26 protein-coding genes and 2 pseudogenes are annotated in these 26,954 nt (G+C 64.8%); 14 read left to right on the top strand and 14 right to left on the bottom strand.

Annotated elements, in window-relative coordinates; all coding sequences use genetic code 11:
* The first annotated feature begins 203 nt into the window (after positions 1 to 203).
* On the top strand, positions 204 to 1,262 hold the full coding sequence (locus tag ACFWPX_RS16280) for a hypothetical protein (protein ID WP_378928042.1): 1,059 nt from the start codon (positions 204 to 206) through the stop codon (positions 1,260 to 1,262).
* Here the strand turns inward: ACFWPX_RS16280 and ACFWPX_RS16275 are convergent.
* The 4 genes from ACFWPX_RS16275 to ACFWPX_RS16260 form a co-directional block, all read right to left on the bottom strand.
* Positions 1,259 to 2,233, bottom strand: a complete 975-nt coding sequence (locus ACFWPX_RS16275) for an arginase family protein (RefSeq protein WP_378928041.1) — start codon at positions 2,231 to 2,233, stop codon at positions 1,259 to 1,261. The genes ACFWPX_RS16280 and ACFWPX_RS16275 overlap by 4 nt on opposite strands.
* A gap of 73 nt (positions 2,234 to 2,306) precedes the next feature.
* Complete coding sequence (locus ACFWPX_RS16270; protein WP_378928040.1) at positions 2,307 to 3,059, bottom strand: hypothetical protein; 753 nt, start codon at positions 3,057 to 3,059, stop codon at positions 2,307 to 2,309.
* A 112-nt stretch (positions 3,060 to 3,171) separates the two neighbouring features.
* Positions 3,172 to 3,717, bottom strand: coding sequence for a dihydrofolate reductase family protein (locus ACFWPX_RS16265; protein ID WP_378928039.1), 546 nt, complete (start codon positions 3,715 to 3,717; stop codon positions 3,172 to 3,174).
* Between the two features lie 555 nt (positions 3,718 to 4,272).
* Positions 4,273 to 4,539, bottom strand: coding sequence for a hypothetical protein (locus ACFWPX_RS16260; protein WP_378928038.1), 267 nt, complete (start codon positions 4,537 to 4,539; stop codon positions 4,273 to 4,275).
* Positions 4,540 to 4,745: 206 nt separating this feature from the next.
* Between ACFWPX_RS16260 and ACFWPX_RS16255 the strand changes: the two genes are divergently transcribed.
* Positions 4,746 to 5,156 carry a DUF4189 domain-containing protein gene (locus ACFWPX_RS16255; RefSeq protein WP_378928037.1) on the top strand — a complete coding sequence of 137 codons (411 nt, stop codon included), beginning with the start codon at positions 4,746 to 4,748 and terminating at the stop codon, positions 5,154 to 5,156.
* Positions 5,157 to 5,336: 180 nt separating this feature from the next.
* Here the strand turns inward: ACFWPX_RS16255 and ACFWPX_RS16250 are convergent, their stop codons facing one another.
* Positions 5,337 to 5,957, bottom strand: a complete 621-nt coding sequence (locus ACFWPX_RS16250; RefSeq protein ID WP_378928036.1) for a hypothetical protein — start codon at positions 5,955 to 5,957, stop codon at positions 5,337 to 5,339.
* 305 nt (positions 5,958 to 6,262) lie between these two features.
* Positions 6,263 to 6,775: a hypothetical protein gene (locus tag ACFWPX_RS16245; RefSeq protein ID WP_378928035.1), complete on the bottom strand. Its 513-nt coding sequence runs from the start codon at positions 6,773 to 6,775 to the stop codon at positions 6,263 to 6,265.
* Between the two features lie 304 nt (positions 6,776 to 7,079).
* On the opposite strand from ACFWPX_RS16245, the gene ACFWPX_RS16240 reads away from it, so the two are divergent.
* The 3 genes from ACFWPX_RS16240 to ACFWPX_RS16230 are packed head-to-tail and all read left to right on the top strand — an operon-like array spanning position 7,080 to position 9,523.
* Positions 7,080 to 7,553, top strand: coding sequence for a MarR family winged helix-turn-helix transcriptional regulator (locus ACFWPX_RS16240; RefSeq protein WP_378928034.1), 474 nt, complete (start codon positions 7,080 to 7,082; stop codon positions 7,551 to 7,553).
* Entirely contained in the window at positions 7,550 to 8,113 is a 564-nt protein-coding gene (locus ACFWPX_RS16235) for a cysteine hydrolase family protein (protein WP_378928033.1), read from the top strand. Before ACFWPX_RS16240 ends, ACFWPX_RS16235 begins: the two co-directional genes overlap by 4 nt.
* A gap of 3 nt (positions 8,114 to 8,116) precedes the next feature.
* Positions 8,117 to 9,523 carry an MFS transporter gene (locus ACFWPX_RS16230; RefSeq protein ID WP_378928032.1) on the top strand — a complete coding sequence of 469 codons (1,407 nt, stop codon included), beginning with the start codon at positions 8,117 to 8,119 and terminating at the stop codon, positions 9,521 to 9,523.
* 291 nt (positions 9,524 to 9,814) lie between these two features.
* On the opposite strand, the pseudogene ACFWPX_RS16225 reads toward ACFWPX_RS16230, so the two are convergent.
* Together ACFWPX_RS16225 and ACFWPX_RS16220 are read right to left on the bottom strand one after the other, a co-directional pair.
* Positions 9,815 to 9,970 (bottom strand): annotated as a pseudogene (locus ACFWPX_RS16225) (DUF4158 domain-containing protein); the annotation flags it as partial.
* A 350-nt stretch (positions 9,971 to 10,320) separates the two neighbouring features.
* Positions 10,321 to 11,934: a sigma-54-dependent Fis family transcriptional regulator gene (locus ACFWPX_RS16220; RefSeq protein ID WP_378928031.1), complete on the bottom strand. Its 1,614-nt coding sequence runs from the start codon at positions 11,932 to 11,934 to the stop codon at positions 10,321 to 10,323.
* 161 nt (positions 11,935 to 12,095) lie between these two features.
* On the opposite strand from ACFWPX_RS16220, the gene ACFWPX_RS16215 reads away from it, so the two are divergent.
* The 3 genes and pseudogenes from ACFWPX_RS16215 (at position 12,096) to ACFWPX_RS16205 (ending at position 16,463) form a co-directional block, all read left to right on the top strand.
* A complete protein-coding gene (locus ACFWPX_RS16215) occupies positions 12,096 to 13,211 on the top strand; it encodes an NDMA-dependent alcohol dehydrogenase (protein ID WP_378928030.1) in 1,116 nt (371 codons plus the stop codon).
* Between the two features lie 16 nt (positions 13,212 to 13,227).
* Positions 13,228 to 14,733, top strand: a complete 1,506-nt coding sequence (locus ACFWPX_RS16210) for an aldehyde dehydrogenase family protein (RefSeq protein WP_378928029.1) — start codon at positions 13,228 to 13,230, stop codon at positions 14,731 to 14,733.
* Positions 14,734 to 14,831: 98 nt separating this feature from the next.
* Positions 14,832 to 16,463 (top strand): annotated as a pseudogene (locus ACFWPX_RS16205) (AMP-binding protein).
* A 241-nt stretch (positions 16,464 to 16,704) separates the two neighbouring features.
* Here ACFWPX_RS16205 and ACFWPX_RS16200 read toward each other — a convergent pair.
* On the bottom strand, positions 16,705 to 17,727 hold the full coding sequence (locus ACFWPX_RS16200) for an AraC family transcriptional regulator (RefSeq protein ID WP_378928028.1): 1,023 nt from the start codon (positions 17,725 to 17,727) through the stop codon (positions 16,705 to 16,707).
* 93 nt (positions 17,728 to 17,820) lie between these two features.
* On the opposite strand from ACFWPX_RS16200, the gene ACFWPX_RS16195 reads away from it, so the two are divergent.
* The gene (locus tag ACFWPX_RS16195; RefSeq protein ID WP_378928027.1) at positions 17,821 to 18,621 is read left to right on the top strand and encodes an alpha/beta hydrolase; all 801 of its coding nucleotides are present in this window, start codon (positions 17,821 to 17,823) and stop codon (positions 18,619 to 18,621) included.
* 555 nt (positions 18,622 to 19,176) lie between these two features.
* Here ACFWPX_RS16195 and ACFWPX_RS16190 read toward each other — a convergent pair.
* The 3 genes from ACFWPX_RS16190 to ACFWPX_RS16180 form a co-directional block, all read right to left on the bottom strand.
* Complete coding sequence (locus tag ACFWPX_RS16190; protein WP_378928225.1) at positions 19,177 to 19,530, bottom strand: RidA family protein; 354 nt, start codon at positions 19,528 to 19,530, stop codon at positions 19,177 to 19,179.
* 179 nt (positions 19,531 to 19,709) lie between these two features.
* Complete coding sequence (locus ACFWPX_RS16185) at positions 19,710 to 20,147, bottom strand: DUF2871 domain-containing protein (RefSeq protein WP_378928026.1); 438 nt, start codon at positions 20,145 to 20,147, stop codon at positions 19,710 to 19,712.
* 14 nt (positions 20,148 to 20,161) lie between these two features.
* Entirely contained in the window at positions 20,162 to 20,533 is a 372-nt protein-coding gene (locus ACFWPX_RS16180) for a DUF4267 domain-containing protein (RefSeq protein WP_378928025.1), read from the bottom strand.
* Between the two features lie 372 nt (positions 20,534 to 20,905).
* Between ACFWPX_RS16180 and ACFWPX_RS16175 the strand changes: the two genes are divergently transcribed.
* The 4 genes from ACFWPX_RS16175 (at position 20,906) to ACFWPX_RS16160 (ending at position 23,450) form a co-directional block, all read left to right on the top strand.
* Positions 20,906 to 21,073, top strand: a complete 168-nt coding sequence (locus ACFWPX_RS16175) for a LysR family transcriptional regulator (RefSeq protein WP_378928224.1) — start codon at positions 20,906 to 20,908, stop codon at positions 21,071 to 21,073.
* Between the two features lie 80 nt (positions 21,074 to 21,153).
* Positions 21,154 to 22,185 (top strand): hypothetical protein, encoded by a 1,032-nt coding sequence (locus tag ACFWPX_RS16170; protein WP_378928024.1) that lies wholly within the window; start codon positions 21,154 to 21,156, stop codon positions 22,183 to 22,185.
* Between the two features lie 68 nt (positions 22,186 to 22,253).
* Entirely contained in the window at positions 22,254 to 23,090 is an 837-nt protein-coding gene (locus ACFWPX_RS16165) for a DUF5984 family protein (RefSeq protein ID WP_378928023.1), read from the top strand.
* Positions 23,091 to 23,213: 123 nt separating this feature from the next.
* On the top strand, positions 23,214 to 23,450 hold the full coding sequence (locus tag ACFWPX_RS16160; protein ID WP_378928022.1) for an NUDIX hydrolase: 237 nt from the start codon (positions 23,214 to 23,216) through the stop codon (positions 23,448 to 23,450).
* On the opposite strand, the gene ACFWPX_RS16155 is transcribed toward ACFWPX_RS16160, so the two are convergent.
* Positions 23,439 to 24,323 carry a neutral zinc metallopeptidase gene (locus tag ACFWPX_RS16155; protein WP_378928021.1) on the bottom strand — a complete coding sequence of 295 codons (885 nt, stop codon included), beginning with the start codon at positions 24,321 to 24,323 and terminating at the stop codon, positions 23,439 to 23,441. The two genes, ACFWPX_RS16160 and ACFWPX_RS16155, sit on opposite strands and share 12 nt — an antisense overlap.
* A gap of 210 nt (positions 24,324 to 24,533) precedes the next feature.
* Positions 24,534 to 25,223, bottom strand: coding sequence for a hypothetical protein (locus ACFWPX_RS16150; protein ID WP_378928020.1), 690 nt, complete (start codon positions 25,221 to 25,223; stop codon positions 24,534 to 24,536).
* A 755-nt stretch (positions 25,224 to 25,978) separates the two neighbouring features.
* Here ACFWPX_RS16150 and ACFWPX_RS16145 point away from each other — a divergent pair.
* A complete protein-coding gene (locus tag ACFWPX_RS16145; RefSeq protein ID WP_378928019.1) occupies positions 25,979 to 26,524 on the top strand; it encodes a hypothetical protein in 546 nt (181 codons plus the stop codon).
* Positions 26,525 to 26,954: the final 430 nt, after the last annotated feature.

Here is a 26,954-nt window from a genome sequence, read left to right as displayed (position 1 = left end):
CCGATGCAGGCTGTTCGCTGTTCCGCGGTTGAGATTACACGCGCCAGAGTGATCAAATTATATTATCGTAATAACAATGGTGTTACAAGCTTCAGCGCATGAGTCCGCCTCGGTGCACCCGATCAGGCTGTCAGCGCCAGGACAGGGTCATCGCTTCGAGAGGACCGAATCGATAACTGTTGCTAGAGTAATAGTTGCTGGGCATGAGCGGTTCCGTCGGACCCTGCCGGCTCACCTGCGGTACTGACGAGGATCTGATGGTTGCGCTGTTCAGCTACTTCGCCGGCACGATGGCCCTACTACTGGTGCTGTACTTCGCCTCCGGCACGCATAGCCGCCCACTCGCGGCGGCGCTGGCCATCGCGGCACTGTGCTCCTTCATCTTCCGAGAGCCGGTGGACACGTGGATAACTCAGCACATCTACCCCAAGGTGGGTCACCTCGCGGCGGATTGCTTCATGCTGATCTCGCTCGCTCTGCTGTCCAGCATCGGATCGCCGCGAGCGACGCGACGCAAGATTTTGACGCTGACCTACGCGATCATCGCCGGTTTGTGCGTGATCTTCTTCGCCATCCCGCAAGACGAATTGGTGGATCGGATCTCGGTGCACATGTTCCAAGATCCGCGCTTCTTCGTGTACGCGATGCTGGTGAACATCGGCATCACGCTGCTCGCGCTGGTGATGTGGCGCGCCGAGTGGGTGTCGGATCTCGGTGTCACGCCGGTTCTGCTGCTCATCCGGGCGACGGCGATGCTCAGCATCTTCTATATCGCGTCGCGCATCCTGGCGCCGCTCGGTCTGGTGTCCCCGATGATCGCGGTCGTGGTGTCCACGGCACTGGCATCGATCCTCAGCGGTGGCCTGGCGCTGGTGGTGATCTGGAACATCACGTCGTTGCGCCGCAATACCCGGCGCCGGACTGCCGAACTCGAAGCGCTGCGGGAACATCTCGCCGGGCCGTACCGAATGTCGCTCTGTGAATCACTGTGGGGCCGAGTGAATCCCACCGCACGCCTCGTCGATCTGATCGCCGAACTCTCTGACCGGATCGCATTGTTACCGCCGGACGACCCGATCCGCATCCGGGCGATGGCGGTCGGCTCGGAGTCCCTGTGGGGGTCCTCCAACCGGCACGGCGGCCTTGCCGCGGGCCATTCGATCGCGGCCACCGGCGCATCACTGTTCGCGATAGCCCGCAGCGTTCGCGAAGACAGCCACGGGACGTATCGGGACAGGCGCGCGGGTAGCTCGGTCTCCTAATTCGGCGAGCAGCCGTTCGACCGCTTCCGGCTCGGCCTGAAAATTGGGCGACCTCGGCCTGCGGTCGCCGGCAGCGCCGCCATTGTGTCGGCGACGAGACGGACGATCCGCTGGGCGTCGGAGCGGTCAGGGTCCTGGTCCGGGTCGTAGATAGCCAGGCTCCAGCCAAGACATCCTCCGCATGCCACTGCGGCAGTCAGTGCACGGGTGAGCTGGTCCCAGGTCAAGCCGTGCGGTTCGTCGGCGACGTCAGGTAGGCCCTGGGCCGGGAACTGTTCGGGGTCGAGGACGTCGAGATCGACGTGCAGCCACCAGCGTCGGGCACTCTTTTTCAGGTGGTCCACCGCCGAGCGCGCGAGGTCCTCCGGTGCGGCGGCGACTTCCTGCCAGTCGCGCATCCAGACGCCGCTGTCACGCAGCGAGCCGACGTTGAACTGCTGACGCCAGCCGCCGTCACGCGGGCCGAGGAGGGCGAGCTCGTCGCGGCCGAGCGCGGGTAGTCGCTCGGACAAGGGGCCTTTCATCAGATGCCCGGAGAGCCCGAGCAGCAGGCCGATCTCGGTGTTGGCGGCCTCACCGTCTTCGGAGACGTCCAACGGCATCGTGTCTTCGTGCCCGTCCACGAACAGCACGCTCACCGGTCCGTCAGCACGAAGTGCCGGGATTGTGCCGAGCAGTGTGGTGCAGTCCGCGCCGTACACGAGCGGGAAGCGTCCATCAGTCACCGCCGTCGTGACCCGGGAGCCGACCTCCTCGGTCATGGCCAGCAGTGCGGGTTCGTTGATCAGCGAAGTCTGCGTTCCCCGCTCGGGGCTCCCAGTGGGCAGCACCATGTCGTCACGCTCGACGACCTCGAACGCCGCCAACGCGGCGCCGAGACCGGACCCACGCAACGCCGCGGCAGCGGCTGCCTGATGGCCCGACCGGCCGTATCCGTCGAAGGGAACCCCAACCAGCTCCACCGCAACCATGACATCAATCGTCGCACCTCAACCGGACCGATGTCATCAGCCAAGACATTGCCCAAGGCCGCACGATCGGTGCTCATGGTCTCTTCTGTCCTTTGTCGATGTCGGTCACGATGTCGGCGAGCAGGCGCACGAACCCGGCTAGTTCAGGGTCGATCCCACGATTGCGGTCGACGAGGAAGTGGATGTCGTCCAGTCCGGTCACCTGCATCCGGTGAGTCCAGGCGAGGGACTCGTGGACCTCACCGCGGGCGCGCAGTGCTGCCGCGAGTCCGATCACGCCCTTGGCGTTGCCCGCGACCGCGGCGATCCGCCACTGCTTCTCGGCAGCGTCGAGTTCGCCGAGTCGCTCATGCCGCAACGCCTGTCGGACTGCCCGATCCGCCTCAGCTACTTCGATCGTGGCAGCGCGGCCCGAGGCCAGGGCGGTTGTCACCTTCTCCTCGGCGACTCGATGGCGAATTTCGTGCTCGATCCGCTGCCACCACACTCCCTCGTTCAACGGATTGAGCGGGAATTCGCGATGCCGGTCGATCATCATGAGTACCAATGGCAGCGCGAGGACGATCGGGCCGGTGGCGAGAAGCTCACGAATGGCGTTCACGCGTCGGCGATCTCGGCGCCACCACCGAAACGAGACCACGAGCGTGACGACAACCAGCAGGGCCACGCAGACACCGAAATCCACCCATGGCCGCGCCAGTTCGACCGGCGAGAACGCCTCGATCGTCGTGCAGGTCAGGAACCCGGAGCCGAGCGAACCGGCCAACAGAGCGGTCTTACCAAGGGCAGGACCCCAATCCGGTGGTTCACCCGCCTGAAAGAACACGATCGCTGTGTTCAGTGGATACCTACTCGCTCGCGGATCCAACCATCGGGGCACCTCGATCGGTGGTGCAGAACTTTCGCCTGGTGTTCGCCGATGCACAGGGAATCCCTTGTCACCGCGGAGCCAAACGGTGCACGACGATGCCCGAATCGAATCGGGTGGTATCGAGCAGCCGCAGATGTGTGGTGGCGGCAATGTCGTCGAACAGCCGGGAGCCGGGACCTGCGACGACGGGAAAAACCCAGAAGCGGTATTCGTCCACCAATGCATTCTCGAGCAATGTCCGGGAAAACGACCCCGTGCCGAACTTGAGCAGGTTGCCGCTCGTCTTCGCCTTGAGGGTCCGGACGGATTCGACGACATCACCGTCGAGCAGTTCGGCATTCCAGGACAACTCTGTCGGCTTCAGGGTGGTGGAGGCGACATACTTGGGCAAGGCGTTGATACGGTCGGTGTAAGGATCTCCCGCTGGTCGGCTCGGCCACGCCTGCGCGAAGTTCGCGTAGGTGTGGCGGCCGAGCAACAGCGCATCGGCGGCGAACAGCAATTCCGAAGCGTACGCGGCATGTTCGTCGTCCCAATACGACGCACTCCACTCGTGCGGTGCGTCGACGCTGCCGTCGAGCGTGACGAACGTGGATTCGATCAGCTTGCCCATGGTTTTCTCCCGAATCAGTGGCACGAGCGTCGTGAGGAACGTACTCGGCGCTGCTTGTGGACTTCTTGCGATCCGCGTCGTTCGCGGTCAAAGGATCAGACGGTGTGGTTGCTGCAGATTCATCGGATCGTCTGGGAGGTCGATCGTTCTCGATACCGCCCGAGACGTTTTCGGCCGACCACCGATCATGGTTTCCGCCGATCACTACGCGGCGGGAATCCCCTGCCGACCCCTCGGCATGCCGTTCCGGCAGGGGACCTACGGTCGGGCTCTCAGGAGCAGGCGCCGGAGGTCTCGACGGCGATGTTGATCAGTTCGATGCAGTGGTGAGCTTCATCAGAGTGTCCTGTTCAGAGGCAAGATATCCGCAGGTCACGGAAGGCTGTCGCCCAGTCAGTCGACCGCTGCGACAGTCGATTTCGAGGTCCGGCGGTAGCGGCGACCTGTCTTGTCGGCGCCGCCTGTGACAAGGAAGAGGTGCTGACGGGAGGTGGTGTTCGTCATGACTTCAGTACAGCGTCCAGGTCACTGCGACAACATCATCGTGCCGCTCACTTACATGCGCCGTCGTCTCACAGCCGGCCATCGACACTCCGCTTCGCGCGACGCGTCAAGGACGCCAGGCAGGCGGTCATGCGACCGCGCTGCCGGGAGGATCATTGCCGCGTCGTCGGTCTCGGCGATCGAGCTCAGGACGTGGGCGGGCTGGGCGTGGTCGGTCCAGTTGTCACCCCAGCGAGCCCAATCGCGTTGTCCGGGACCGTCCCACAGCACCAGCGCGGTGGTATTGGCGAGCAGCGCGCCGACGCGCAGCCGGAACACTCCGCGCGGTTGTACCCGTCCGCGCGTAGCGTCGTGGGTTGTTCTGGCGGGCAGATCGGTTTCGGCAGATCCGTCACGAACGCCGCAGTTCGTGACGGTCTTTGCCGTGACCCCAAGACTTTTGGGGCGACCTCGCGTCCATGCGCTGCGGTATCTTCCATGCGATCGCCGCACCTTGGTCGGCGCGCAGAGGAAGCACACACCACATGTTCAACAAGTCCTTTGCGGCCGCCGCGCTCTCGGTGAGCGCCGCGGCCGTCCTCGTGGCACCGCCCGCCGCCGCCGACCCGGTCAACTGGGGCGCCGCTTCCCTCAGCGTGTGGGGCAACGTCTACGCGTTTTCGGTCAACCACCCGACGGAAGCCGACGCCATTCGAGCCGCCGACCGAGCGTGCAAGGGTCAAGGCATCATCGACTGCCGGATGGTGGTGACGTTCGCGAACGGCTGCGGTGCAGTCGTGACGAGTCCGCTCGCGATCGTCGCAGGGTTCCCGATCGTGGGCTTCGGTAAAGGGGCGAACCCAGGGGAGGCATACGCAGACGCCACCCGCAACCTCCCCACCGGCACCGGAAGCGCCGGCGCGTTCAATGGCGACCACGCCTGCACCCGGCCTTGATCTAGTTCCCGCACGGTCCTCGCTAAAATGTCGGGCTGACACCGCTCCGCAGCTCAGTGGTAGAGCACTCGCCTTGTAGCGAAAGGTCGTCAGCTCAATCCTGACAGGGAGTCGACACCTCAGGTCATGGCCCGTGAGCTATTGACGGACGCCGCTTCACCCGGCGCGGCATACGGACGGTCAGGTCGAGACGTGGGTGTGATACCACGGCCCGCGCCAGTGCTCGAAGTGAACCTGTATTGCACCGTCAATTCGTGCCCCAGCTTGTGGTCCCCGCGGAAGGTAGCTGAAATTGGCGCCGTAGTACAGCCTGTCGCTGAGCTGGAAGACGCAGCCGTTTCCCGCGGTCGGGTGGGTCTCCTTAACGTAGAACACACCGATCCGGGTGTGCTGCGCCGTGCACTGTGCCGCAGCGTCGCGCAAGGCGGTCTCGGAGAGCCGCCAGCCCAGCCAATCCGGTACTCCCGACAGCAACAGTGTGGCAAGGACGATCGCGATGAGCGGTGCGACCGCTATGCGCGGCCAGGGATTCCGGTAGCGGACGATGCCGATGATCGCAAGCACTGCCCACCCGAGCGCTGCGGCCATTACCAGCAGCAGCGCAAGCAATGCCATATCGAGGCTGGGAAAGCCATCCCCATCACTGGTTATCGTCGCGAAGAGGTAACCGCTCGTCAGTGAATTCCACAGCAGCCCAACCGCAGCCCACGCGCCGAGCAGCGGGACACCCACGCCGGTAGCGATCCGCCAGCTCCGTGCCGGACCCGGGCGCACTCGCTCGGCCGAGGATGTGTCGTACATAGCCATATGATGCCAGCGCCCGGGCTAGGGCCTTGGGTTCTAGCGGTCGTCACAACACTCTCGATGACTGGACCCGCTATGCGGTAGGGCCCCGGCCACGGACACCGTCCGGTTGGACACCACCAACTCGCGACAGTTGATTACGCGAGCCCACCAGTACCGCATGTCGCGCCGAAGGCGAAACCTTCGAGCTGTCGGCCCACAAAGACAATGACGCTGCCCGCCTATAGCGGGTAATGGGCTTCGCCGGTCATGCGCGCGCCGCTGACGGGCTCGGGTGTTGTGAGCCTTCATTCTAGATTTCACTAGCTTCGCGCCTGGCAGGATCGGGCGGCGTGCGCCACATCGGTAACCGACCTCCCGCTGTTGCTTCGGGACTGCCGATTGCGTTCTACCCCAGGCCGATAGCGGGTGAGTCTCTCTTGAGCTGCATCGATTGCGTCGGCACCTCCTTCGACATCAGCCGGTTGGCCGCCGCCGTCGTAGTAGCGCCGTTCGGCTCCGGGGCCGAGGAGGCTGGTGAAGTCGCGCATGGCTTGTGGCGATAGTTTGAAGTAGCGGCGTAGGTTCTCGGGTTTGCGGTGCCGGGACTTGGCCATCAGCTCGAGCAGGCCGGCCCCGGATTCGCATAGATGCGTCAGGCTGGAATGTCTGAGTTCGTGCAGTTCCCAATCGGTTCCGGCGCCTTCGATCGCGGTGGCGGCGTCGAGCAGATCACGCGCCTGGTCGTAGGACAGTCGCGCCAGCCCGGTGTCGGGGCAGACGTCGCGGTCGGCGAGATACTTGCCCGGCCCGGGGCGGCGGTGGGTGACAAACACGGGCCCCGAGGTCCGGTCCTTGATGAGTCCGGCGGGGTAGACCGGCCGCCGTCGCGGGAACGGTCGGTGCGTCCCAGCCCTGTTCGCGGCACCAGCTCAGCCACTTGCCCACCGCGGCGCATCGCGCGTTCCAGGTATTTACCGCCGGAATACGCGGCGGCCAGCCACCGGCCATAGTCGAGCCCGGCGGTGACCGGCTCCCACACTGTCAGCCCCTACCCGTCGCGCTCGTCGGCGTCCCTCCCGACGACAGAAATGCTCCAGGAAACTGATCAGCTAAACTGATGATATGTATACTGCACGTATGTCGAATGCCGTGGATCCCGCCGAGCTGTCCGAGGACATCCGTGCCCTGATATGGGCATACACCCGTCGCTTGAGCGGGGCGTCGCAGGCTGTCGGCGATCTCACCCTTTCGCAGCAGACCGTGCTGGCCCGGCTGCATCAGGCACCAGGTGCGACCAGTGCCGAGCTGGCCCGGGCGGAGTACGTGAGCCCTCAGTCGATGAGCAGCACGGTCTCCACGCTGGTCGACGCCGGCCTGGTCGCCGTGTCGCCGGATCCGCGCGACGGCCGTCGCCGCAGGCTGGACCTGACAGACGAGGGCACCGCCGCGATCGAGGCGGTGCGCGCCCACAAGACGGACTGGCTGCGCGGCCGGCTCGTCGCCGAGCTCACCCCGGCTGAGCAGCGGCAGGTGGCCGACGCGGTTGTTCTGCTCCGGCGCCTCCTCGTCCTCGACACCGTCTCGACCACCCCACCGAAGGGACAATCATGAGCATCACCAGGATCGACCCCGTCAGTGCGCTGATCGCGATCGACCTCCAGAACGGCATCCTCGCCCTGGCCGAGGCCGAGGACGCCCGGCGCATCGTCGAGCGGACCGCCGAGCTGGCCGACGCCTTCCACGCGGCCGGGCTGCCGGTCATCTGGGTGACCGCCCTCGGCCGACCCGCAGGGCGCACCGAGGTGCCGCTTCCCGGCGGCGAGCCCCCGGCCGACTTCGCTGTCCTGGACGCGCGGCTGCCGGTTGCCGAGACGGACCTGCAGGTGGCGAAAAGAGCCCTGAGCGCCTTCACCTCCGCAGAGGTCACCGGGCTGCTGGCCGACCGGGCAGTGACCAACGTCGTCGTCACCGGCATCGCGACCGGGATGGGCGTGGAGTCCACGGCCAGGGCGGCCTACGACGCCGGGTACTCCGTCACCGTCCCCACGGACGCGGTCACGGACCTGAGCGCCGAACGCGAACGGCTCAGCCTCACTCTCGCCCTGCCTGCCATCGCCGAGACCGGCACCACCGCAGACGTCCTCGCGGCCCTGCGCCGGACGAGGGCCTGAGCCATGCCGCGCACCACCACCCAGGAAAGCCGCGTCTTCAGCCGCGGGTTCACCTGGACCCTCCTGTTCGGAGTCACCCTCAACCCGATCAACTCGTCCATCATCGCCACCGCGCTGGTGAGCATCGCGGACGACCTCGGCGTGACCGCGGTCCAGACAGCCCTGCTGGTGTCCGCGTTGTACCTGGTCAGTGCGATCTGCCAGCCGCTGATGGGCCGGCTGGCTACCCGCTACGGGGCGCGGTCGGTGTTCCTGGCCGGAATCGTGCTGGTGGGGGTCGGCGGCGCGGTCGGCTGGGTGGCGCCGAACATCTCCTGGCTGGTGGCCTCCCGCCTGATCATCGGGCTGGGGACCTCTGCGGCCTATCCGACGGCGATGATGATGATCAATCTCGAGGCCGAGGCCGCGGGGGTTCCCCTCCCCAGCCGGATTCTCAGCCTGGTCGCGGCCGCCGGCCAGGTGACAGCGGCCATCGGCCTGCCGATCGGCGGCGCCCTGGTCGCCGGCTTCGGCTGGCGGTCGGTGTTCGTCATCAACGTGCCGCTGGCCGTGGTGAGCTTCATCGCCACCCTGGTGTTCGTTCCTCGGGGGGCCCTCGACCGCCGGGACCGCAGCGCCTCGTTCACCCGGCACATGGATCCGGTCGGGATCCTGCTGTTCGCCGGCCTGATGACCGTCCTGCTCGGGTTTCTCAGCGACCTGGCCGATCCCCGCTGGTGGCTGCTCGCCGTCTTCGCGGGAGTCGCTCTCGCGCTGACGTACTGGGAGCGGCGACAGCGTTCCCCCCTCGTTGATGTGCGGATGCTCGCGAGCAACGGAGCCCTGCGGCGCACCTACGTGCGCCTGATCATGACCTTCACCGTCATGTACGGCGCGCTGTACGGCGTGGGGCAGTGGCTGGAGGAGGCCCGCGGCGTCGATCCGGGCAGGATCGGCCTGCTGATGCTGCCGATGTCGGTCATGAGCGCCGTGGTCGCCCTGATGCTCGGCAGGAGCCACTCGATCCGGCTGATGCTCGTGGGCACGGCGGTCTTCGTCGTGGCCGGCGGGGGATTCCTGTGGCTGTCCGGCGCCCAGGACCGGCTCGTCTGGCCCGTGATCGCGATGACCTTCCTCGGCGTCGCGATGGGACTGGGCAACGTCGGCAACCAGGCCATGCTCTACCTGAAGAGCTCACCCGACCAGATCGGCGTGAACAGCGGGTTCTACCGAACCGCCTCCTACATCGGAGGGTTCATCGCCACCGGCCTCATCGGCGCTACCTTCGCCGACGGCGCGACCAACGGCGGCATCATCCTCTTCGCGATCGTTTTCGCCGCACTGGGCGCAGCACTTCTCCTGATCAGCCTCGCCGACCCCCACATCCCGACCTCGGCACCCCACAAACTCTCGAAGGGATCAACACCATGACGACATAGGCCACGGAGGAGATGCTGGCCGAATCCGGCATCACCCACACGATCTTGCGGCACGGCTGGTACACCGAGAACTACACCGCCGAAGTACCCCGCTACATCGCTCGCGGAGTGCTCGGCCGCCGTCCCCAAGCCGCAGTTCAGGTAGAAGAGGTCCGCGCTTTCGCAATGCTGCACCAGATTGTGGCCCACAAGTCCGACATTGCTATTCATTCGCAGCTCACGGCAGCGTATTCGGTCTCATCACCGCCGATCAGCGACCGAAGCGGCGCCGGGCGACCGGGTACAAGGCCACCGCAAGCCCGAGTCGCACCGCCGGTCCCCGCCCGCGCGGTGTCACGAACGCGATGTCGGCCGGGGTCGGCGTGAAGAACCGGAACAGCTCCTCGCGGCTGATCTCCGGGAACTCCCGCAGGCGCGCCGACTCTTCATCCGCGAACACCGCGTCGCCACGAACGCCGATCTCCCAGCTGCTGATCAACTCTCGCCAGCAGCCGAGCACCAATCACATTGCCCCGCACCACGAACCGTACGACCAGCAACGATACGAACTTCGTTGTTTTCTGCGCCGGTACTACCGGAACCCGAGTTGGAGTCGACCTTCGCGCTGGCCTCGGTGACGCTTGCCTTCACCGGCGCGGGCCGCTACACCCTCGACGCAGGTCGCCCGTGGGAGCGCAAGAGCCTGGGACCGCCGGCCTCACACTTACACTGGCGATCGTCACCGCGCTGTCGACCCTGATCCTGAAATGGGTGCTCTAGCACGGCGACAACCCCGGAGCACGGCCTGTCTCAGTAGACGGTGATTCGCAGCGCGCGCATCTTGGCGTAGAGCGTGGTGCGTGAGATACCCAAGGCCTGCGCTGTTTTGACTTTGTGTCCGTCGAATCTACGCAGGGCCTCGGTGATGACCTCACGCTCGGCGCGGTCGAAGGGTGCCAGCTGCCGCATCGGCTGCTGGGTGCGGTAGGCCTCGGGCAGATCGTTGAGGACGACGGCGCCGGTGCGCCGGTTCCGAACGACCTCTGTGACGACCGCGCGCAATTCGCGTAGGTTGCCGGGCCAGTTGTGCGCGGAAAGGGCAGCGAGCGCGCCTGGGGTGAAGTGCAGGGAACCTGCGGTGTCCGCCTCGCGCAGCATCGCCGCGACCAGTGCCGGGATCTCGCTGCGGCGGCTGCTCAGGGGAACGAGTTCGACACGGTCGGTGCACTCGGCAGCGAGCGCGGCGGCGCGGCCGGTGAGCGATTCCACCGAACCGGTGACCAGCACGATCCAGGGAAGCTGCTGGTCGGCGATGTGGGTGGCGACGAGATCGACGAGATTGTCGGGCAGCAGGTCGAGCCCGTCAATGCACACTGTGCCTTGCCGGGCGCGCACCCGCGCGGCGAAGTCGCGGGCCCAGGTCGTGCTGCCGTCGAGCAGGGCGCTGGCAGCGGTCAGCACAGTGACCGGTTGTTCGGTGGCCCGCTCGCGCGCGGTGCGCGAGCGTCCCGAACCCGGTGGTCCGGCGATCAGTAACGGGTCGCCGGGTTCGAGCGTTCTGCGGGAGTAGGCGACGGCCGCACGCTGGATCGGTTCGACATGGAGCAAGGCACCTCCGGCCGGGCCGCCGACACGGGTCGCTTCGACGCGGACCGCCAGCCCGGACTCCAGAGTCAGATCGATCACCGCGTCGCGATGCACATCGACGGCCATCATCCGCAGCAACGCCAGATCGGTGGTGCCGAGCAAGTCGGCGGCGGCCTGATTGGACATGACCAGGTCACGTCCGATGGCCAGCACCGCACGGCGGCGCGTGCCCGCGGCCTGGAACGCGGCGAGCAGTTCCTTGTCCGACATCCGGGAGCCGTCGAGCAGGCGTTGTTCGATGTCGGCGACCGCGCGTGCGATCAACGGCGGCAACAGAGGGCTGGTCTGCTCGACGAACGCCGACAGATCCAGCACTCCCTCGATCCGGCGCGTGGTGGGGTGGAAGATCGGGTGCCCGTAACAGCTGATCCGGCGAAACGGCACAGCGAAGTGCTCCTCGCCGTTCACCGCGACGCTGGTGCGGGTTTCCAGGACCACCCCCGGCGCGGTGGTACCGACCGCTTCTTCGAGCAGCGAGGCACCGACATCGATGCCGAGGTTGTCGAAAACCTCACGAGTGCCACGATTTCCGCACCACCGATGCGCGAGACGACCCTCCCGGTCCACGACCAGGGTCGTGAAGTCAGTGCCTTCGAGGCGCCGATTGAGATCATCGAGTACCACCGAGGCCGCGGCCAGCAGTGGGCTGGCCTGATCGACATCGGCGTAGCTGATCGAATCCAGCGCCGAACCCGGGTCCAGCCCTGCCATCGTCGCCCGATGCCAGGACGCCGCGATCGGATCCCGTTTGGTCTCACCTCCGGGCAGCTCTACCACCGCAATCACTCCATGCGCTGCCACGTTGCATGCCACAACCCTAGCAACATGACCGGTGTCACGATTGTCCAGATTCTGAACAATCATCGCCCTCCCGGGGCACGAATGTGGTTCTTGTCACGCCATTCGGGGTGCATCAATGACGAGCAGGAGTACCCGCCATGAAGACCAAGGCCGCGGTCGTCTACCAGCCCGGCAAGCCGATCGAGATCGAAGAGCTCGAACTCGACAAGCCTCGTGAGGGAGAGGTACTCATCAGGTACCTCTACGGGGGGCTGTGCCATTCCGATGTCCATATCGCCCACGGTGACCTCGAAGCGCGGCTGCCGATGGTGCTGGGTCACGAGGGCGCGGGCATCATCGAAGAGGTCGGGCCCGGCGTGACCCGGGTCAAGCCCGGCGATCACGTGGTGTGCTCGTTCATCCCGAACTGCGGCACCTGTCGCTACTGCGCCAGCGGTCAGCAGTCCATCTGCGACATGGGTGCCACCATCCTCGAGGGCTACCTGCCCGGCGAGCGCTTCCCGCTGAGTGGCCCCGCCGGCAAGTACGGCGCGATGTGCATGCTCGGCACCTTCAGCCAGTACGGGGTGATCCACCAGAACTCCTGTGTCAAGGTCGACGACGACCTGCCGCTGGACAAGGCGGTCCTGGTCGGCTGCGGCGTACCCACCGGCTGGGGCTCGGCGGTCAACACCGCCGACGTCAAGCCCGGCGATGTCGTGGCCGTCTTCGGTATCGGCGGAATCGGCATCAACGCGGTGCAGGGCGCGCGTTTGGCCGGTGCCCGCTATGTCGTAGCCGTCGACCCGCTGCACAACAAGCGTGAGAAGGCCCTCGAACTGGGTGCCACGCATGTCTTCGCCGACGCCGGTGAGGCGCTGAGCACCATCAACGACCTGACCCGCGGCCAAGGCGCCGACTCGGCGATCCTGGTCCCGGGTCTGATGACCTCCGAGGTCGTGCGCGCGGGCTTCGATGCCGTCGGCAAGGGCGGCAAGGTCGTGCTGACCGGGCTCAACAAGCTCGACGAGATCAACATCGAGCTCCCCGGCTCGATCTTGACGCTGTTCCGGAAGGAACTGCGCGGCAGTCTCTTCGGCGACTGCAACCCGACCGTCGACATCCCCAAGATCCTCGGTCTCTACCAGAGCGGCGACCTGAAGCTCGACGAGCTCATCACCCGTACCTACACCCTCGAACAGATCAATCAAGGCTACGACGACCTGCTCAACGGCCAAAACATCCGCGGCGTGCTCGTGCACGACCACTCCTGACTCGAAAGGCACAACGATGACCGAAGTACTCGAGCCCACCACCGCGGTGCTGCCGCAGGTCGCTGACTGGCTGTCGACTCCGAAGCAGCTGTTCATCGGTGGCCGCTGGGTCGACGCGGCCTCGGGCCGCACGTTCCAGACCCATGACCCTGCCACCGGGCAGGTGCTGACCGAGGTCGCCCACGCCGACGCCGTCGATGTCGACCGCGCCGTGCGCGCGGCGCGTACCGCCTTCGACGGCGAGTGGTCACTGTGGACACCGGCCCAGCGCCAGCGTCTGCTGTTCCGCGCCGGTGAGGCGATCTACGCCCACGCCGAGGAACTGGCCCAGCTGGAATCGCTCGACAACGGCAAGTCCGCCGCCGTCGCCCAGGCCGTCGACATCACCTGGGTCGCCGAGCTTTTCGAGTACTACGCGGGTTGGGCGACCAAGATCGAAGGCCGCACCATCCCGATCTCGGTGCCCTGGGCGCCCGGCACCCAGTGGCACGCCTACACCCTGCGCGAACCGATCGGCGTGTGCGGGGCGATCGTGCCGTGGAACTTCCCGCTGCTGATGGCCGCGTTCAAGATTCCCGTCGCCCTGGCGACCGGCAACACCGTCGTCCTCAAGCCCGCCGAGGACACCCCGCTCACCGCCCTGCGCCTGGCCGAGATCCTGGCCGAGGTCGGGCTGCCCGACGGCGTGCTCAACGTCGTCACCGGGTACGGCGACGCCGGTGCCGCGCTGGCCGCCCACGACGATGTCGACAAGATCGCCTTCACCGGCTCCACCGAGGTGGGCAAGCTCATCGTCGACGCCGCCAAGGGCAACCTGAAGAAGGTCAGCCTCGAACTCGGCGGCAAGAGCCCGCAGGTCGTCTACGCCGACGCCGACCTGGATCTGGCGATCCCCGGCACCGCGTCGGGGTTTCTGTTCAACCAGGGCCAGACCTGCACCAGCGGCACCCGGTTGCTGGTGGAGGACAAGATCTTCGACGAATTCACCCAGGGCGTCGCAGAAGCCGCCGCGGCCAGCAGGATCGGCTCGGGCCTCGACCCGGCCACCGACGTCGGCCCACTGGTCTCGCAGACCCAGCTCGACCGGGTCCTCGGTTACCTCGACGCCGGAGTACGCGCCGGCGCCCGGGCACTGACCGGCGGGCGCCGCCACGGCGAGAGCGGCTATTTCGTCGAACCGACGGTGTTCGTCGATGTCGAGTCCTCGTTCAGTGTGTACCGCGAGGAGATCTTCGGCCCGGTCGTGGTGGCGACCCCGTTCAACGCCGAGGAGGGTGTGGCCGCGGCGGCCAACGACACGCCGTACGGACTGGCCGCGTCGGTGTGGACCACCGACGTGTCCAAGGCGCATCGCACCGCCCGCCAGATCAAGGCGGGCACGGTGTGGATCAACGCGCACAACGCCTTCGACGCCGCGCTGCCTTTCGGCGGCTACAAGCAGTCGGGCTGGGGCCGCGAGCTGGGGGCCGCGGCGATCGACGCCTACACCGAACAGAAGACGATCAACACCTACCTCGGCTGATTGTCTCGGCTCCGGCACCGAACCCTTCGACCGGTGCCGGAGCCGATCCTCGCCGCCTCGTTTCCGGAGAGAACCCCATGACTACGCCCGTGTCCACGATGAACCCCTTCGCCCAGGACTCCTACGCCCGAGGCGACACCAGTGTCCCCCTTCTCGAGGAGACCATCGGTGCCTGCTTCGAACGCACCGTCGCCACCCACGGCGAACGGGAAGCCCTCGTCGAGGTCACCACTGGTAGGCGATGGACATGGAACCAGCTCGACGACACTGTCAACGCCGTGGCACGCGGTCTCCTTGGCGCAGGCATCACCCGCGGCGACCGGGTCGGCATCTGGGCACCCAACTGCGCCGAATGGACGATCATCCAGTTCGCCACCGCCAAGATCGGCGCGGTACTCGTCAACATCAACCCTGCCTATCGAACCCACGAGTACACCTACGCCGCCGTCCAATCCGGGCTTCGGCTGCTGCTGGCGGCGACGAGTTACAAAAGCAGCGACTACCGGACGATGATCGAGCAATCCCGGTCCCGGACACCGGCACTGGCACGCGTCGTCTTCCTCGACAGCGGCGACTGGGACGAGTTGCTCGCCGACGGCACCACCATCGCGGCCCCGACCCTGACCGAGCACATCGAGGCGGTGCGCCCCGAGGACCCGATCAACATCCAGTACACCTCCGGCACCACCGGATTTCCCAAGGGCGCCACGCTCAGCCACCGCAACATCCTCAACAACGGCTACTTCACCGGCCAGACCCTGGCGTTCACCAACGTGGACCGCCTGTGCATTCCGGTGCCGTTCTACCACTGCTTCGGCATGGTCATGGGAAATCTCGGCGCCATCACCCACGGCACGACGATGGTGATCCCGGCGCCGGGATTCGACCCCGCGACCACTCTTGCCACCATCGCCGATGAACGCTGCACCGCCGTCTACGGCGTGCCGACGATGTTCATCGCGATGCTGGGCCTGCCCGACTTCGACACCTACGACCTGTCCTCGCTGCGCACCGGCATCATGGCGGGCTCACCCTGCCCGGTCGAGATCATGAAGCGCTGTATCGATGACATGCACCTGGCCGGAGTCTCGATCTGTTACGGCATGACCGAAACCAGCCCGGTCTCCACCCAGACCCGGATCGACGACGACCTTGATCGGCGCACTGCCACGATCGGCGCCGCGCACCCCCATACGGAGATCAAGATCATCGACCCGGCGACGGGGGCCACTGTCGGACGCGGGGTGCACGGGGAGTTCTGCACCCGTGGCTATTCGGTGATGCTCGGCTACTAGAACGACCCGGCCAAGACCGCCGAAGCGATCGACGCCGAGGGCTGGATGCACACCGGCGATCTCGCGGTGATGCGCGAGGACGGGTACTGCGTGATCGTCGGCCGGATCAAGGACATGGTGATCCGCGGCGGGGAGAACATCTACCCGCGCGAGATCGAGGAGTTCCTCTACACCCATCCCGACATCGACGACGTCCAGGTCGTCGGCGTACCCGACACCCGCTACGGCGAGGAACTGTGCGCGTGGATCCGCCTGCGCCCCGGCGCCGGCGACCTCGACGTCCACTCACTGCGAGAATTCGCATCCGGCAGGCTCGCCCACTACAAGGTGCCGCGGTACGTGCTGGCCGTCGGGGAGTTCCCGATGACAGTGACCGGCAAGGTCCGCAAGATCGAAATGCGCCAGGAATCCATCCGCAGACTCAACCTGACCTGATCGCCGCACGGAACCGCACCCGGACCGGTACCCGAACCAAACCACGATCCTGGCCATTAGCGGCGTAGGTTCTCGGGTTCGCGGTGCCGGGACGTGGCCATCAGCTCGAGCAGGCCGGCCCCGGATTCGCACAGATGCGTCAGGCTGGAATGTCTGAGTTCGTGCAGTTCCCAACCGGTTCCGGCGCCTTCGATCGCGGTGGCGGCGTCGCTTGCCGCATCGATGACGCGACGTGAGGGCCTCAATCGCCGCGATGCGCGCGTTGGCGAACATGTGTCGGGGCCATACCGAACCAGCGGTGGCAGGCGCGAGTGAGCACGGACTGCTCGGAGTAGCCAAGGATGCTCGCGATCTGCCCCAGTGGCAGATCGGATTCGCGGAGAAGTCGTCCCGCTGCGCGCCGCATCACCTCGTCGCGGATCGTTTCGAAGCTGGTGCCCTCGCCGGCCAACCTGCGTTGCAGTGTTCGGGGGTGCACGCCCAACGCGGAGGCGACCTGGGCCCTGCCCCCTGCGCCGGCGCCCATTGTCACCACCAGCGCATGCGCAACCTGGTCCGATATCGCCGGGCGGGCATTGTCGTCGCGGCGGAGCCCGAGAAAGTCGAGAGCCTCGCGCCGCAACAGCGGCAGCGCCGGTCGCAGATCCATGTCGATATCGCCGGCGGGCACATGTAGTCCTGTGTACGGCTGACCGAAGTAGACGGGCACACCGAAGAATTGCCGGTACCGGGAGTTCTCCCCCGGGGGACTATGCGGCAGGGTCACTGCGTGCAGGCGCATGTGGTTGTGGGTCAGTATCCGGGCCAGACGCCACGTCGCACCCAGGCAGCCGTCGATGAGCTGCCGGACAGGGACCTCCGGTCCCAGGTCGATCTCGAATCGGAGGCTCGCGCATCCGGAGAACAAAGGACTGCGGCGATCGAAGGTCAGCTGGAAGGCCGGACTGTGCACGAACAGGTAGCGGATCGCGTCCTCTATGGCTGCGGGAACGCTCGGGCTGTTCAACAACACGACTGCCAAGACGCCGAGCATCTGCGGCGATTGCGCGCCAGAGAGCCGCAATCCCAGGTCCGGACACCCGATTCGGGTCGCGGTGTCCTCGAGCAGAGCAGCCACCGCAGACAAAGGAATCAAGGCCTCGGGATCATCGAGTTCCATCGAGGTCAATCCGTGTCGGCGCAGGAACTCTCGCGGCTCACCACCTGCTGCACGCACCAGATCCGAGTACCCCTCGAGAGCGGCAGCGCGCACGACATCGGTCACGAGCCGACACTGCCCAGGCTGTCTCGAGATGTCAAGCCCGCCATCGGATGGCCACCTACTCTTCGGTTCCGGAACAACGAGAGGAGCCACATCATGAGCAACGACGTAGTGCTGATTCACGGCACATGGTGCAACGGGAGCAACTGGGGCGAGTTCGCCACCGAACTCGAAAAACTGGGATACACGGTGCACACTCCGACACTGCGCTTCCACGGCGCTCCCGGCGCTGTCGACGTGTGGGCCAACGCGCAGCGCGTCGGCGAAGCGGGGCTGGGCGACTACGTCGACGACCTCGCCGAGCTGGTCGAATCGCTGGAGGCTCCCCCGATCGTGATCGGTCATTCCGTGGGTGCCCTGCTGGCGCAATTGCTGGCCGCGCGGGTGCGCACCGCGGGCGTCGTTCTCCTCGGCCCGGCACCGACTGCAGGAATGTGGAACGCGTACCCGTCGATGTTCCGGATCTGGGCCAGGTACCTGCCACAATGGCTCGCCGGCAGGCCGATGTACCCGGTGTCGTGGAAGGTCTGGACAACACTGATCTGCAATACGACCGCCCCCGAGATCCAGCGCTCGTACTACGCCACACTCTGCGCCGAATCTGGCACCGCGTATCGGCAGATGTCGCTGTGGTTCCTCGATCCCGGCAGGAATGCCCGTGTCGACTTCACCGCCGTCGACGCTCCTGTTCTCGTGATCGCCGGGTCGCAGGATCGATGCACCGTCCCCCGAATCGGCAAGATCACCGCCGCCAAATACCGAACACGCGGCAGCTACGTCGTACTCGAAGGCTCCGACCACATGATGACTGTGGGAAAGTACCTCCCGATCACCGTCTCCGAGATCGGGGCCTGGGCCGATCAGAACGGCCTGCTCCCGAACCAGCCCGTCGTGTAATGCAATTCTCCGACGATTCCGGCCCGGTCGCGATCGCAGGCTAGGTCCGGCGGGGCTCGGAGGCGTCGGAATGTCGTCGAGTAGCTGTCCGGATGCCACACGCGTGCGCGGCTGCCTCTTGGCTCACGCCGAGCCCAGTCCTTCGGGCGCGCACCCGCGCGCCGAACGCCTGGGCCGTCGGGTTGATTGGAGGCTTGGCTGGTCGGGACATACATTCGCCAGTACTGAACTAGCGACTAGCGGCGCGGCGGTGTCGAACCCACCCTTGTACGACGAACGCCCCACGATCGGTTGAGCGTGGGGCGTTCGTGATCGGGTAATCGGCCGTGCAGACAGGCTTGATGCAAGCTGTTCGGTTGGCGGGTCTGATCTTACGGGGCGGGTGCGGTCGGCGGTTGGGTGACGTGTCGGCGTTGCGAAGGGGTGGGACTACCTCTGGGACCCGTCACCATCGGAGCGGCATTGCCACACGGAGAACCCGACATCGACGCCACAGCCCGACGCCTCGCCGTCAGCACCCGCACCCTGCAGCGCAGATATCGAGACGAGGCGATATCACTCGACCGCGGTTGCCTCGAGCTCGACCAGCTGGCCGGGGATCGCGAGCCGGGTGACTCCGAGCATCGTGGTGGCCGGTGCTACCCCGGCGGCACCCAATCGCGAGGCGAGTACGCCGTAGTGTTCGAAGAGCAGGTCGACGTCGGTGGTATAGACATTGAGCCGGACAAGGTTCGCCAGGGACATTCCGGCTTCTGTGAGGACGGCTTCCACGTTCTCCAGGCTCAGCGCCAGCTGTGCGGCCATATCACCGGCGTGCTGAGGCTTGCCGTCGCTGCTCATTGCGGTCTGCCCGGAGCAATACAAGGTCCGGGTGTGCCCGACGACGAGCTCTCCCTGGTTGAATCCCATCTCCACCGACCAGGTCACCGGGTTGATTGCCGTTCGTTGTGTTACCACATCAGTTCCATTCGATTCGTAGATATGTCCGCTTCCACTGACCACTGGCCACTGGAGTCGGACGGGGGTCGTCAATGCTGCAACGTCTTTGGTCGCTGCTATGGGCTCGCGCAGGCACGGATCGGCGTCTTTCACGCGGCAAGACTTTCGGATCGGATCGGCGCGGGGGTTTCACGGACGCGTTTGCCCAGCGTGATGAAGAACAGAACCAGACCAACGGTGAGAAAGATGTGGCCGCCTCCTGCGAGATGAGCTGCGATTTCGCTTGTTTCGTGGCCGAGGACCGTCCGGGTGCCGCGCACGGTCATCACAGTGACGGTCAGCGCTAAGCCTGCGTTGTAGGTCCAGAAGAACGGGTTGAACAGCTTTTCCGCCGTGAGCGTGAACAGCTTCTCCAGCGCCAGGACGATCAGGAAGAACAGCATCCCAAGGGCCAGCAGGTGGGTGTGGACAAGCCCGAGTTGGGAGTCGCCGGTGAAGTCGTTGAGTTTGGTGATTTCGCGGTAGTAGAGGCCGGAGACAAGGCCGACGATCATGTAGGTGTGCGCCGCGTTGACGATCTTTTTCACGACATTCCTCGGATTCAGGCGATGAATAGTAGAGCGGCACTGATCAGTACAACCACTGCGGTGGCGAAATGGATGCCGAACGCGGTGGCCTTTGTTCCCCCGTGGCGCAGGACGATGAGCGTGTCGCCGAGGGGGATGAGCGCGACAGCGAGCATGTACCAGCCGACCGCGTCCGCGTTGGCGAAGATGATCAACGCCAGGCCGATGACGCCAGAGGTGAAGTCACGCAATCCTTTGACAGTCAGGTACGCCGCGTCTCCGTCTGGTTTCGCGGGTACGCCGAAGCCGTCGGCGGCGGATTCCGGGGTCAGCAGAAACCGTGCTCCGATGAAAAGGACGAAGACGATGAGGAAGATGGCGAGGCCATAGGCGAGGGGGGTGAGCATGATCCAACTCTCAGGACGAGACAGTGCGATGTTCGGCCGGTGAATTGCCGGCGGCCGCTACCACCAGGTCAAAACCGACCTCTTTGAATATTTCCCGTACGAAGTTCAATGATCGAGCGTTCGCCGACCGTGATCAACGACAAATCACCCAAGGGTCGTTAACCAGCGGGCAATGATCGCGGGGCACAGGTGAAGCGGCACGAGATCGAGGCGTTTCTGACGCTGTGCTAGGCGCTGCACTTCGGTCGGATCACCGAACGACTTCGACCTCGCCCGACCGCAACCGGTTCGAACCATCGCTGAGCTGCATCTCGGTAATCCGCACTTCACACTCGGGTTAGCGCACGTGAAACGCCTCGCCGACATCGAGCAATCAAGGCGGTCGAACGCCAGGTCGGGGTGGCGTTGTTCGACCGGACGAGTCGCAAGGTCGCCCTCACCCCAGTGGGGCGCAACTATGTGAGCGCAGCGTGCGCAACGCCAGACCCAGGGACGTTGCGGGTCGGGTACTTCGGATCCGCTGGTGGACGGTTTCTCTGAGAACGGCGCGCTGTCGACCACGTCTGTTCGGCCGCGTTCTTTCGAAGCAGGTATGAGCGATAGCTTTGATCGTGCTCACGGTGACGATGAACGACCGCACGGCAAAACTACTCAGTCTGCGGGACGGTTTCGGCGGCCTCGATCCAGAAGAGGGCTTGGCGTCCGGCTTGCGGACATGGGTGGACGGCGGGATCGGATGCCGCGACGAGGTGGTGTGCTGGGCACCAGTTCCCGCGCACGCTGATGACGCACCCGGGCGATACTTCGATCTCATCGGGTGGGAGTGCTTTCATACCGTCCTCCACCTCGAAGATTTTGTGCCCGTAGACAGAGCTCATGCCGAGGTGCCGATCATCGGTATCGACGCGCAGCGGACCCTGCTTCGACAAGGCATCGCCCTGGCGCGGGAGGTCGGGCGACTGGCCGGGGAACTGAGCACACCGATTCCGCTGCGATGCATCGTTGCGACCAACGAAACCAACGGCACGTTCAGGTTTCATCGGATCCGGCCCAATGAAGGCTGGCTACTCGATGACCTCGACAGCTACGACCGCGGCTACGTAGTAGCCATCGACTTCTTGCCCCGGCCTCTCGATAGGTTCCACAGCGCGCACATCGCGGCGGCGCAACGGGCGGCACTTCTCGACCTTGTCTCACTCATCGCACCCGACATCGAAAAGGCTTGTGGCAGGTTGGAGAACGCCCTCGAGAATACGTCGTGGTCGGTATTCGACCCAGAAGACGCGGTGATCGAGGTCTTGGTCGACGGCATCGACAGTGGTTTGGTCTACTTCGATCGCGTATCCGCCGGTCCAGACACGATTCGCAGCCGCCTGGCCCTGCTACCCACCTGTCCGGAAGGATTTACCTGGGACTGGTACGACGGCGATGCCAAATTCTGCGAGACCGAGACCGATCTCCAGACCTACCTTCGGTTATTGGCCGATCACTGCCGTACGTTCGGCACCGCATTGATCGGCGTCTTCACCGGCAGGGATGGACTGGTGCTCGGTTTCCTGCCGTTGGACAAGCTCGAGCGATTCGTCGAGCTCGCCGCGTTGGCCGAAGCGGAGATCGTCATCTACGGCACGATTGAGCTGGGCGCGCATTGAATCAGGCTCGATGACGCCAGGCCGCTGCAGGAACGCACTCCCCTGGCCACGAACGTTCGCTTCTGCCGATGCGTGGATCTCTCACGACGATGAGCGGCCGTCAGCCTGCGGCGATCTGGTTGTATCGAGGCATGATGCGATTCCGGTTCGAGCTGGTGCCGGTCGACGAGGTCAGTCCGTGGGGGTCTGCTGGAAGCCGGCGTCTGCACTGGTTCGCCCTCACCGAGGGCTGGTTCTGCCTAGAGATGGGTGGAATCGAGTTGCTGCGATATACCGAGCAGACGATGGCCACGTTCCCACGCGAGGGCGACCAAGCGCCGCCGTGGGTGGACTATTACGTGGTCCGACTGTGGGAGGACATTCTGCACGCGTTGCCGTACATACTCGAACCCGTGCCGGACGATCTGGCGGGATTCGTGGCAGCCGGATCCACAGAATGGGTCGACACCGACGAGGTCTTGGACAACACGCAGATCGACGCCGCCTACGACTCCCACGGTCAGCGGTGCATCGACACCGGCTATCTACGTTTCGGGCCCGTGCTGAGGTGGTGGCGCACGGTCGATCCTGTAGACACTGTCACCGTGGCTTGGCAGTTCTCTGTCGATCCCGATGGTGAAATCGCCTTCACCGCACCGCTGTCGGGTCGGGTTTCGGTCGGCACGGATGAATTCATCGACGCTGTAACAGATTTCGATCATCGGCTGTTCGAGCTCATGCAGCAGCGGGTGGACCGACTGGCCGCAACCGGCGCTCCCGTGGGAATCGAACTCGATACTGCCCTCCTGATCCAGGAACAGGCGGAGCGACACACCTTATTGCCACGGGCATTGGCGCAGCAAGTAGGCACTGACTGGGATGCGGTGCGGGCAGGTGTGCCGATCCTGGCGCCGCACCAGATGTGAGCCAGCAAGGGTTTACGACTATCGACCAACTGGGCAGCAACATACGCACATGCCGCCTGCATATTCTTCTGTGACAGGTGTCCTGTACAACGCCCTGTGGGCGTTGCCTGGTGGCGCATGGAGATGACCGACAGCCTCCCCGGCTGCGCCGTCCGAGAAGCCAAGGAAGAAACCGGACTCGACATCGAAATCACCGGTCTCGTCGGGACTTACACCGATCCGCGCCACGTGATCGCCTACAGCGATGGCGAGGTCCGGCGCCAGTTCAACGTGTGCTTCCTGGCTTGTCTCATAGGGGATGACCTCGCTATCTCCGATCAGTTTTCAGCGGCCCTGAAGACCGGCTCGTCAGGAGACTGAACTGGCCGGTGCACTCCATGTGTTGCATTCAGCCAGGCTATTTTCGGTTCCGCGTTTCACCCAGGCCCCGTTGTTCTGAGGAGAGCCGTGATCAGGGCTGTCGCCGTGATAGTCGCCTCGTTGGGACCGATCGCTGATGACGCGCGTGTACTGAGCGGGACTCAAACTGCTGTATGCGGCCACGAAGAACATGCCAGCGAAGCACTGCGCTTGCAGCTCGAGGCGGCGCGACATGTCGAGCTCATCAGGGGTACCGTCGCCGAAAATCCATCGCTTCATATTGGCTTCTGATGTGATTCCCGAGATGCTCTGCACGTGATGCCCGTATTCATGGGCGAGGGTACCGAGGTAGATGACCGAATCGTCGCCGTACTGATCGATTCCGATGGTGTCCATCGGCATGTAGATGGTGTGGTTGGTAGGGCAATAAAACGCCGCAAAGGAGTTGGTGGAGGATCGTGTGCACGGGCTCGATGCCAACGCTGCGCGGGTGGGAACTTCCAGATTGGGTTCAGAGAACGGTAATATCTTGTCTGACGTCACCGTGCGCCAGGCTTTGTTCATACATGCCAGGGCGCTTTCGTAGAAGCGGCGCGCTTGGTCAGCTTCCGACGCCCACGGTGCGTAGGTGCAGGCGATATCGTAGAGCCCGGTGTTGCGGTCGGTGGACAGCGGGTGATCGCCAAGTGCGGCAACTTGTTGCGGTCCGCGCTGGGTCGTAGACGTTGGTATCGGTCGCAGTGAGCTCGCCGAGGGAAAAGCGGGGACATCGGCAGGTGGCGAGGTCGCTTGTGTCGAGGATCGTTGATGGATCAGGGCCGCTGCCCCGACTAGGACGGCGATCATCGTTACCGCCAGGGTGGTGATGATCAAAGCCCTGTGCCCACTTGACGGTTGGTGGGGCCGCTGGCCGGGGCCAGATGGCAGGTAGGGCTGCGGTGCATGTGGTGGCTGCTGTGGATAGGGGTGCTGCGAGGTCGGGCGATACGGGCTGTGTCTCGGTGGTGGTTGTGTCATACGAAGAGACTCATCTCGTACTCGAGAGCGGCAATGGATCCGCTGGGAACGTGATAATTCGGTCGGTCACAGTGTCGCCGCATCCCACCATCCCCTGACAGTGTCTTGGGCATACGGTGGCGCGGTAGTCACTACACCGGACGGTAACCTGTCTCCCGTTGTTCCCCACACGCTGATGAACAGCAGATAGTTCGAACGGTCAGGATCGTTGTCGAAACTGACCACTTTGTTCACCGTATGATAGGGAACAATGCCGCCGGGAGCTGTTTCTCCGGGAACGGTCCAGTCGTGACTGATAAATGCCTCGCCATCTTTACTGCCGGCTTCGGTGCTGTGGGGTGGCAAAGAGGAAATGACCGCCTGCGCATCGGCAGCGGAGCCGTACCCAAGGATCACGTAGTCCTGGGCGAGCATTGGGTTCTCGGCGGATTTGAGGTCTTTCTTGCAGTCCCACAGCAGAACCCAGGGAGACGAGGCCATCGGCTCGATTTTCAGACTGTTGTAATCGCTACGCTTCTTCGCGGTACATTCCGCATTCTGATAAGCGGCACCGGACTTTCGAGGACCGTTCGCCGACTGGGGCAGCAGGGTGGGAAAAGCCCGGCCGCTCTTGTCGAGCAGATCATACGACGATGTAGTCGTGGGGGCGGCGGAGGTGGCCGAAGCCGACGAGGGTGAGCCCGGTGCCGCTTCACGACCGGAATCTTCACCGCCGCCGATCGCGAATACCGACACCACTATCACGACGACCGCCACCGAGATCGTGGCCAGACAGGCTAGGAGTATCTTGCCGGAGCCTGAAGGCGGACGCGGACCAGCGCCCGCTGGCGTCGGGGACGGAAAGCCGGGTTGCCCGTAGTGAGTTGGCCCGGGTGCTCGGACACCAGGATTTGGCGACGACCACTGCGGCGCGAGGCTGGGTGGCACAGGATTGTGCGGTCCGCTGGTTGCATGTCCGGGTGTCTGCCACGCTGGCTGCTGCTGGGGGTGCGCACGGTTGTCACGGGATTGTTGGTCGTGCCTGCCTGGCGGGTATCCCGGTAACGGTCCGGTCATCTGAGAACCTGTCCCCCCGTGGACTTCAGGTGTGTCGAGCACATCGTGCCGATATTGCCTGGCGCAGTGTACGACACGTGTGGACCAGCGGTGCTAATGGTCGGGTTCACCTGCAGCGCGCTGCTCGGGAGTGATCGGGTCGTTGGCTGCTAGCCTGATCGGCGCTCGACTTCGTTTCAATGGAGAAAGAGATCCACGTGGGGTATCCGGGTCAGGGCTACAACAATCCGATGGGCATGCCTGGACAGAGGCCGCCCGCTGATCAGTACCCACCTGCTGTTCAGTCGGGGCCAGGCGGTGCCTCATGGCCGACGTGGCCTGCTCCTCCGCACGGAGGGGTGCCGCACCAGCAGTCGTTCAGCAATGGGTATCACGCTCCCGGGCCGCCGCCTGGCCCAGGGGCACGAAACCACACACGGTGGATCATCGGCGGTGTAGTCCTGGCCGTCGTGGTCATGCTGGCGATCGGTGCCGCGCTGTTCGTTGGCGGTGGGTTCGGCTCCTCAGACGCCTATACCGTCGATGGCGTCGAGAATGCCTGCGACCTGGTAGATCCGTCGCCGTTGAACCGGTGGGAAGACCAGCGGAAGACAATCGAGCACACTGAGACACCAGCGAAAGGTGACCGTGGTGGGTCCTTGCGCTGCCTGATCCGCAATCAGAACTTCTACGATGTCGCCGAACTCTCAGTGTTGGTATCGCTGAGCTCCCGGGCGGAGGAGGGCTACCGTACTTGGAAGAATCTTGCTCAGATTGGCACCGAGGTGGTCGAGATTTCTGGCCTCGGACAGCAGGCGTATTTCACATCGGATTCGGACGGCTGTCACCACTCAGCCGACGGGTCATGTCTCGAGTACACAATCGGTGTACTGGACAGCGTTCTGAACCTGCAGATCACGTTGCTTGTCGAGGTCGGTGACGGGCGAGCGATCAACGACTCCGAAGTCGCAGATGTCGCTCGGGTATACGCCGAAAGGATGATGGCGTCGCTGCGGAAGTGATCAACGATTGCAGGTCGGAACCCCCTGAATTCACCGTGTGGGCCGTTGAGCCGCAAACGGACACAATCACCAGCTCGCGCCGTCGGTGAGATCGGTGAACGCGAGCATGCGCCAGTCGGCGATGATCGCGGCGAGCAGGTCGACAGGTTGGTTGTCGCCGGTGTCGCACGGCCTCACGGACCTGGCGTGGTTCCGAAAGGTACTCTTGCGCAACATAATTCCGGCGCCGACCATTTTCCGGTGATTACGAGCAGGGTGGCGGCTCGCCGGGCGGGGCGCATCCGCGATGGGCTTTGCGGCGTGCCCCTAGACCGTAGCGGTGAAGCCTACGCTCGGTACTGAGGTTTGCTCCCAAGTCTATCGGCGATGTGGCATACTGGCGCCAGGCGGCATCGCGTTCTTCGGTGCTCGGCCAGTCTTGGCTGCGGTG

This window comes from Nocardia sp. NPDC058518, from assembly GCF_042719655.1.
Lineage (GTDB): Bacteria > Actinomycetota > Actinomycetes > Mycobacteriales > Mycobacteriaceae > Nocardia.
The sequence above is the reverse complement of the archived record's forward strand: the minus strand, read 5'-3'. Positions and strand labels throughout refer to the sequence as shown.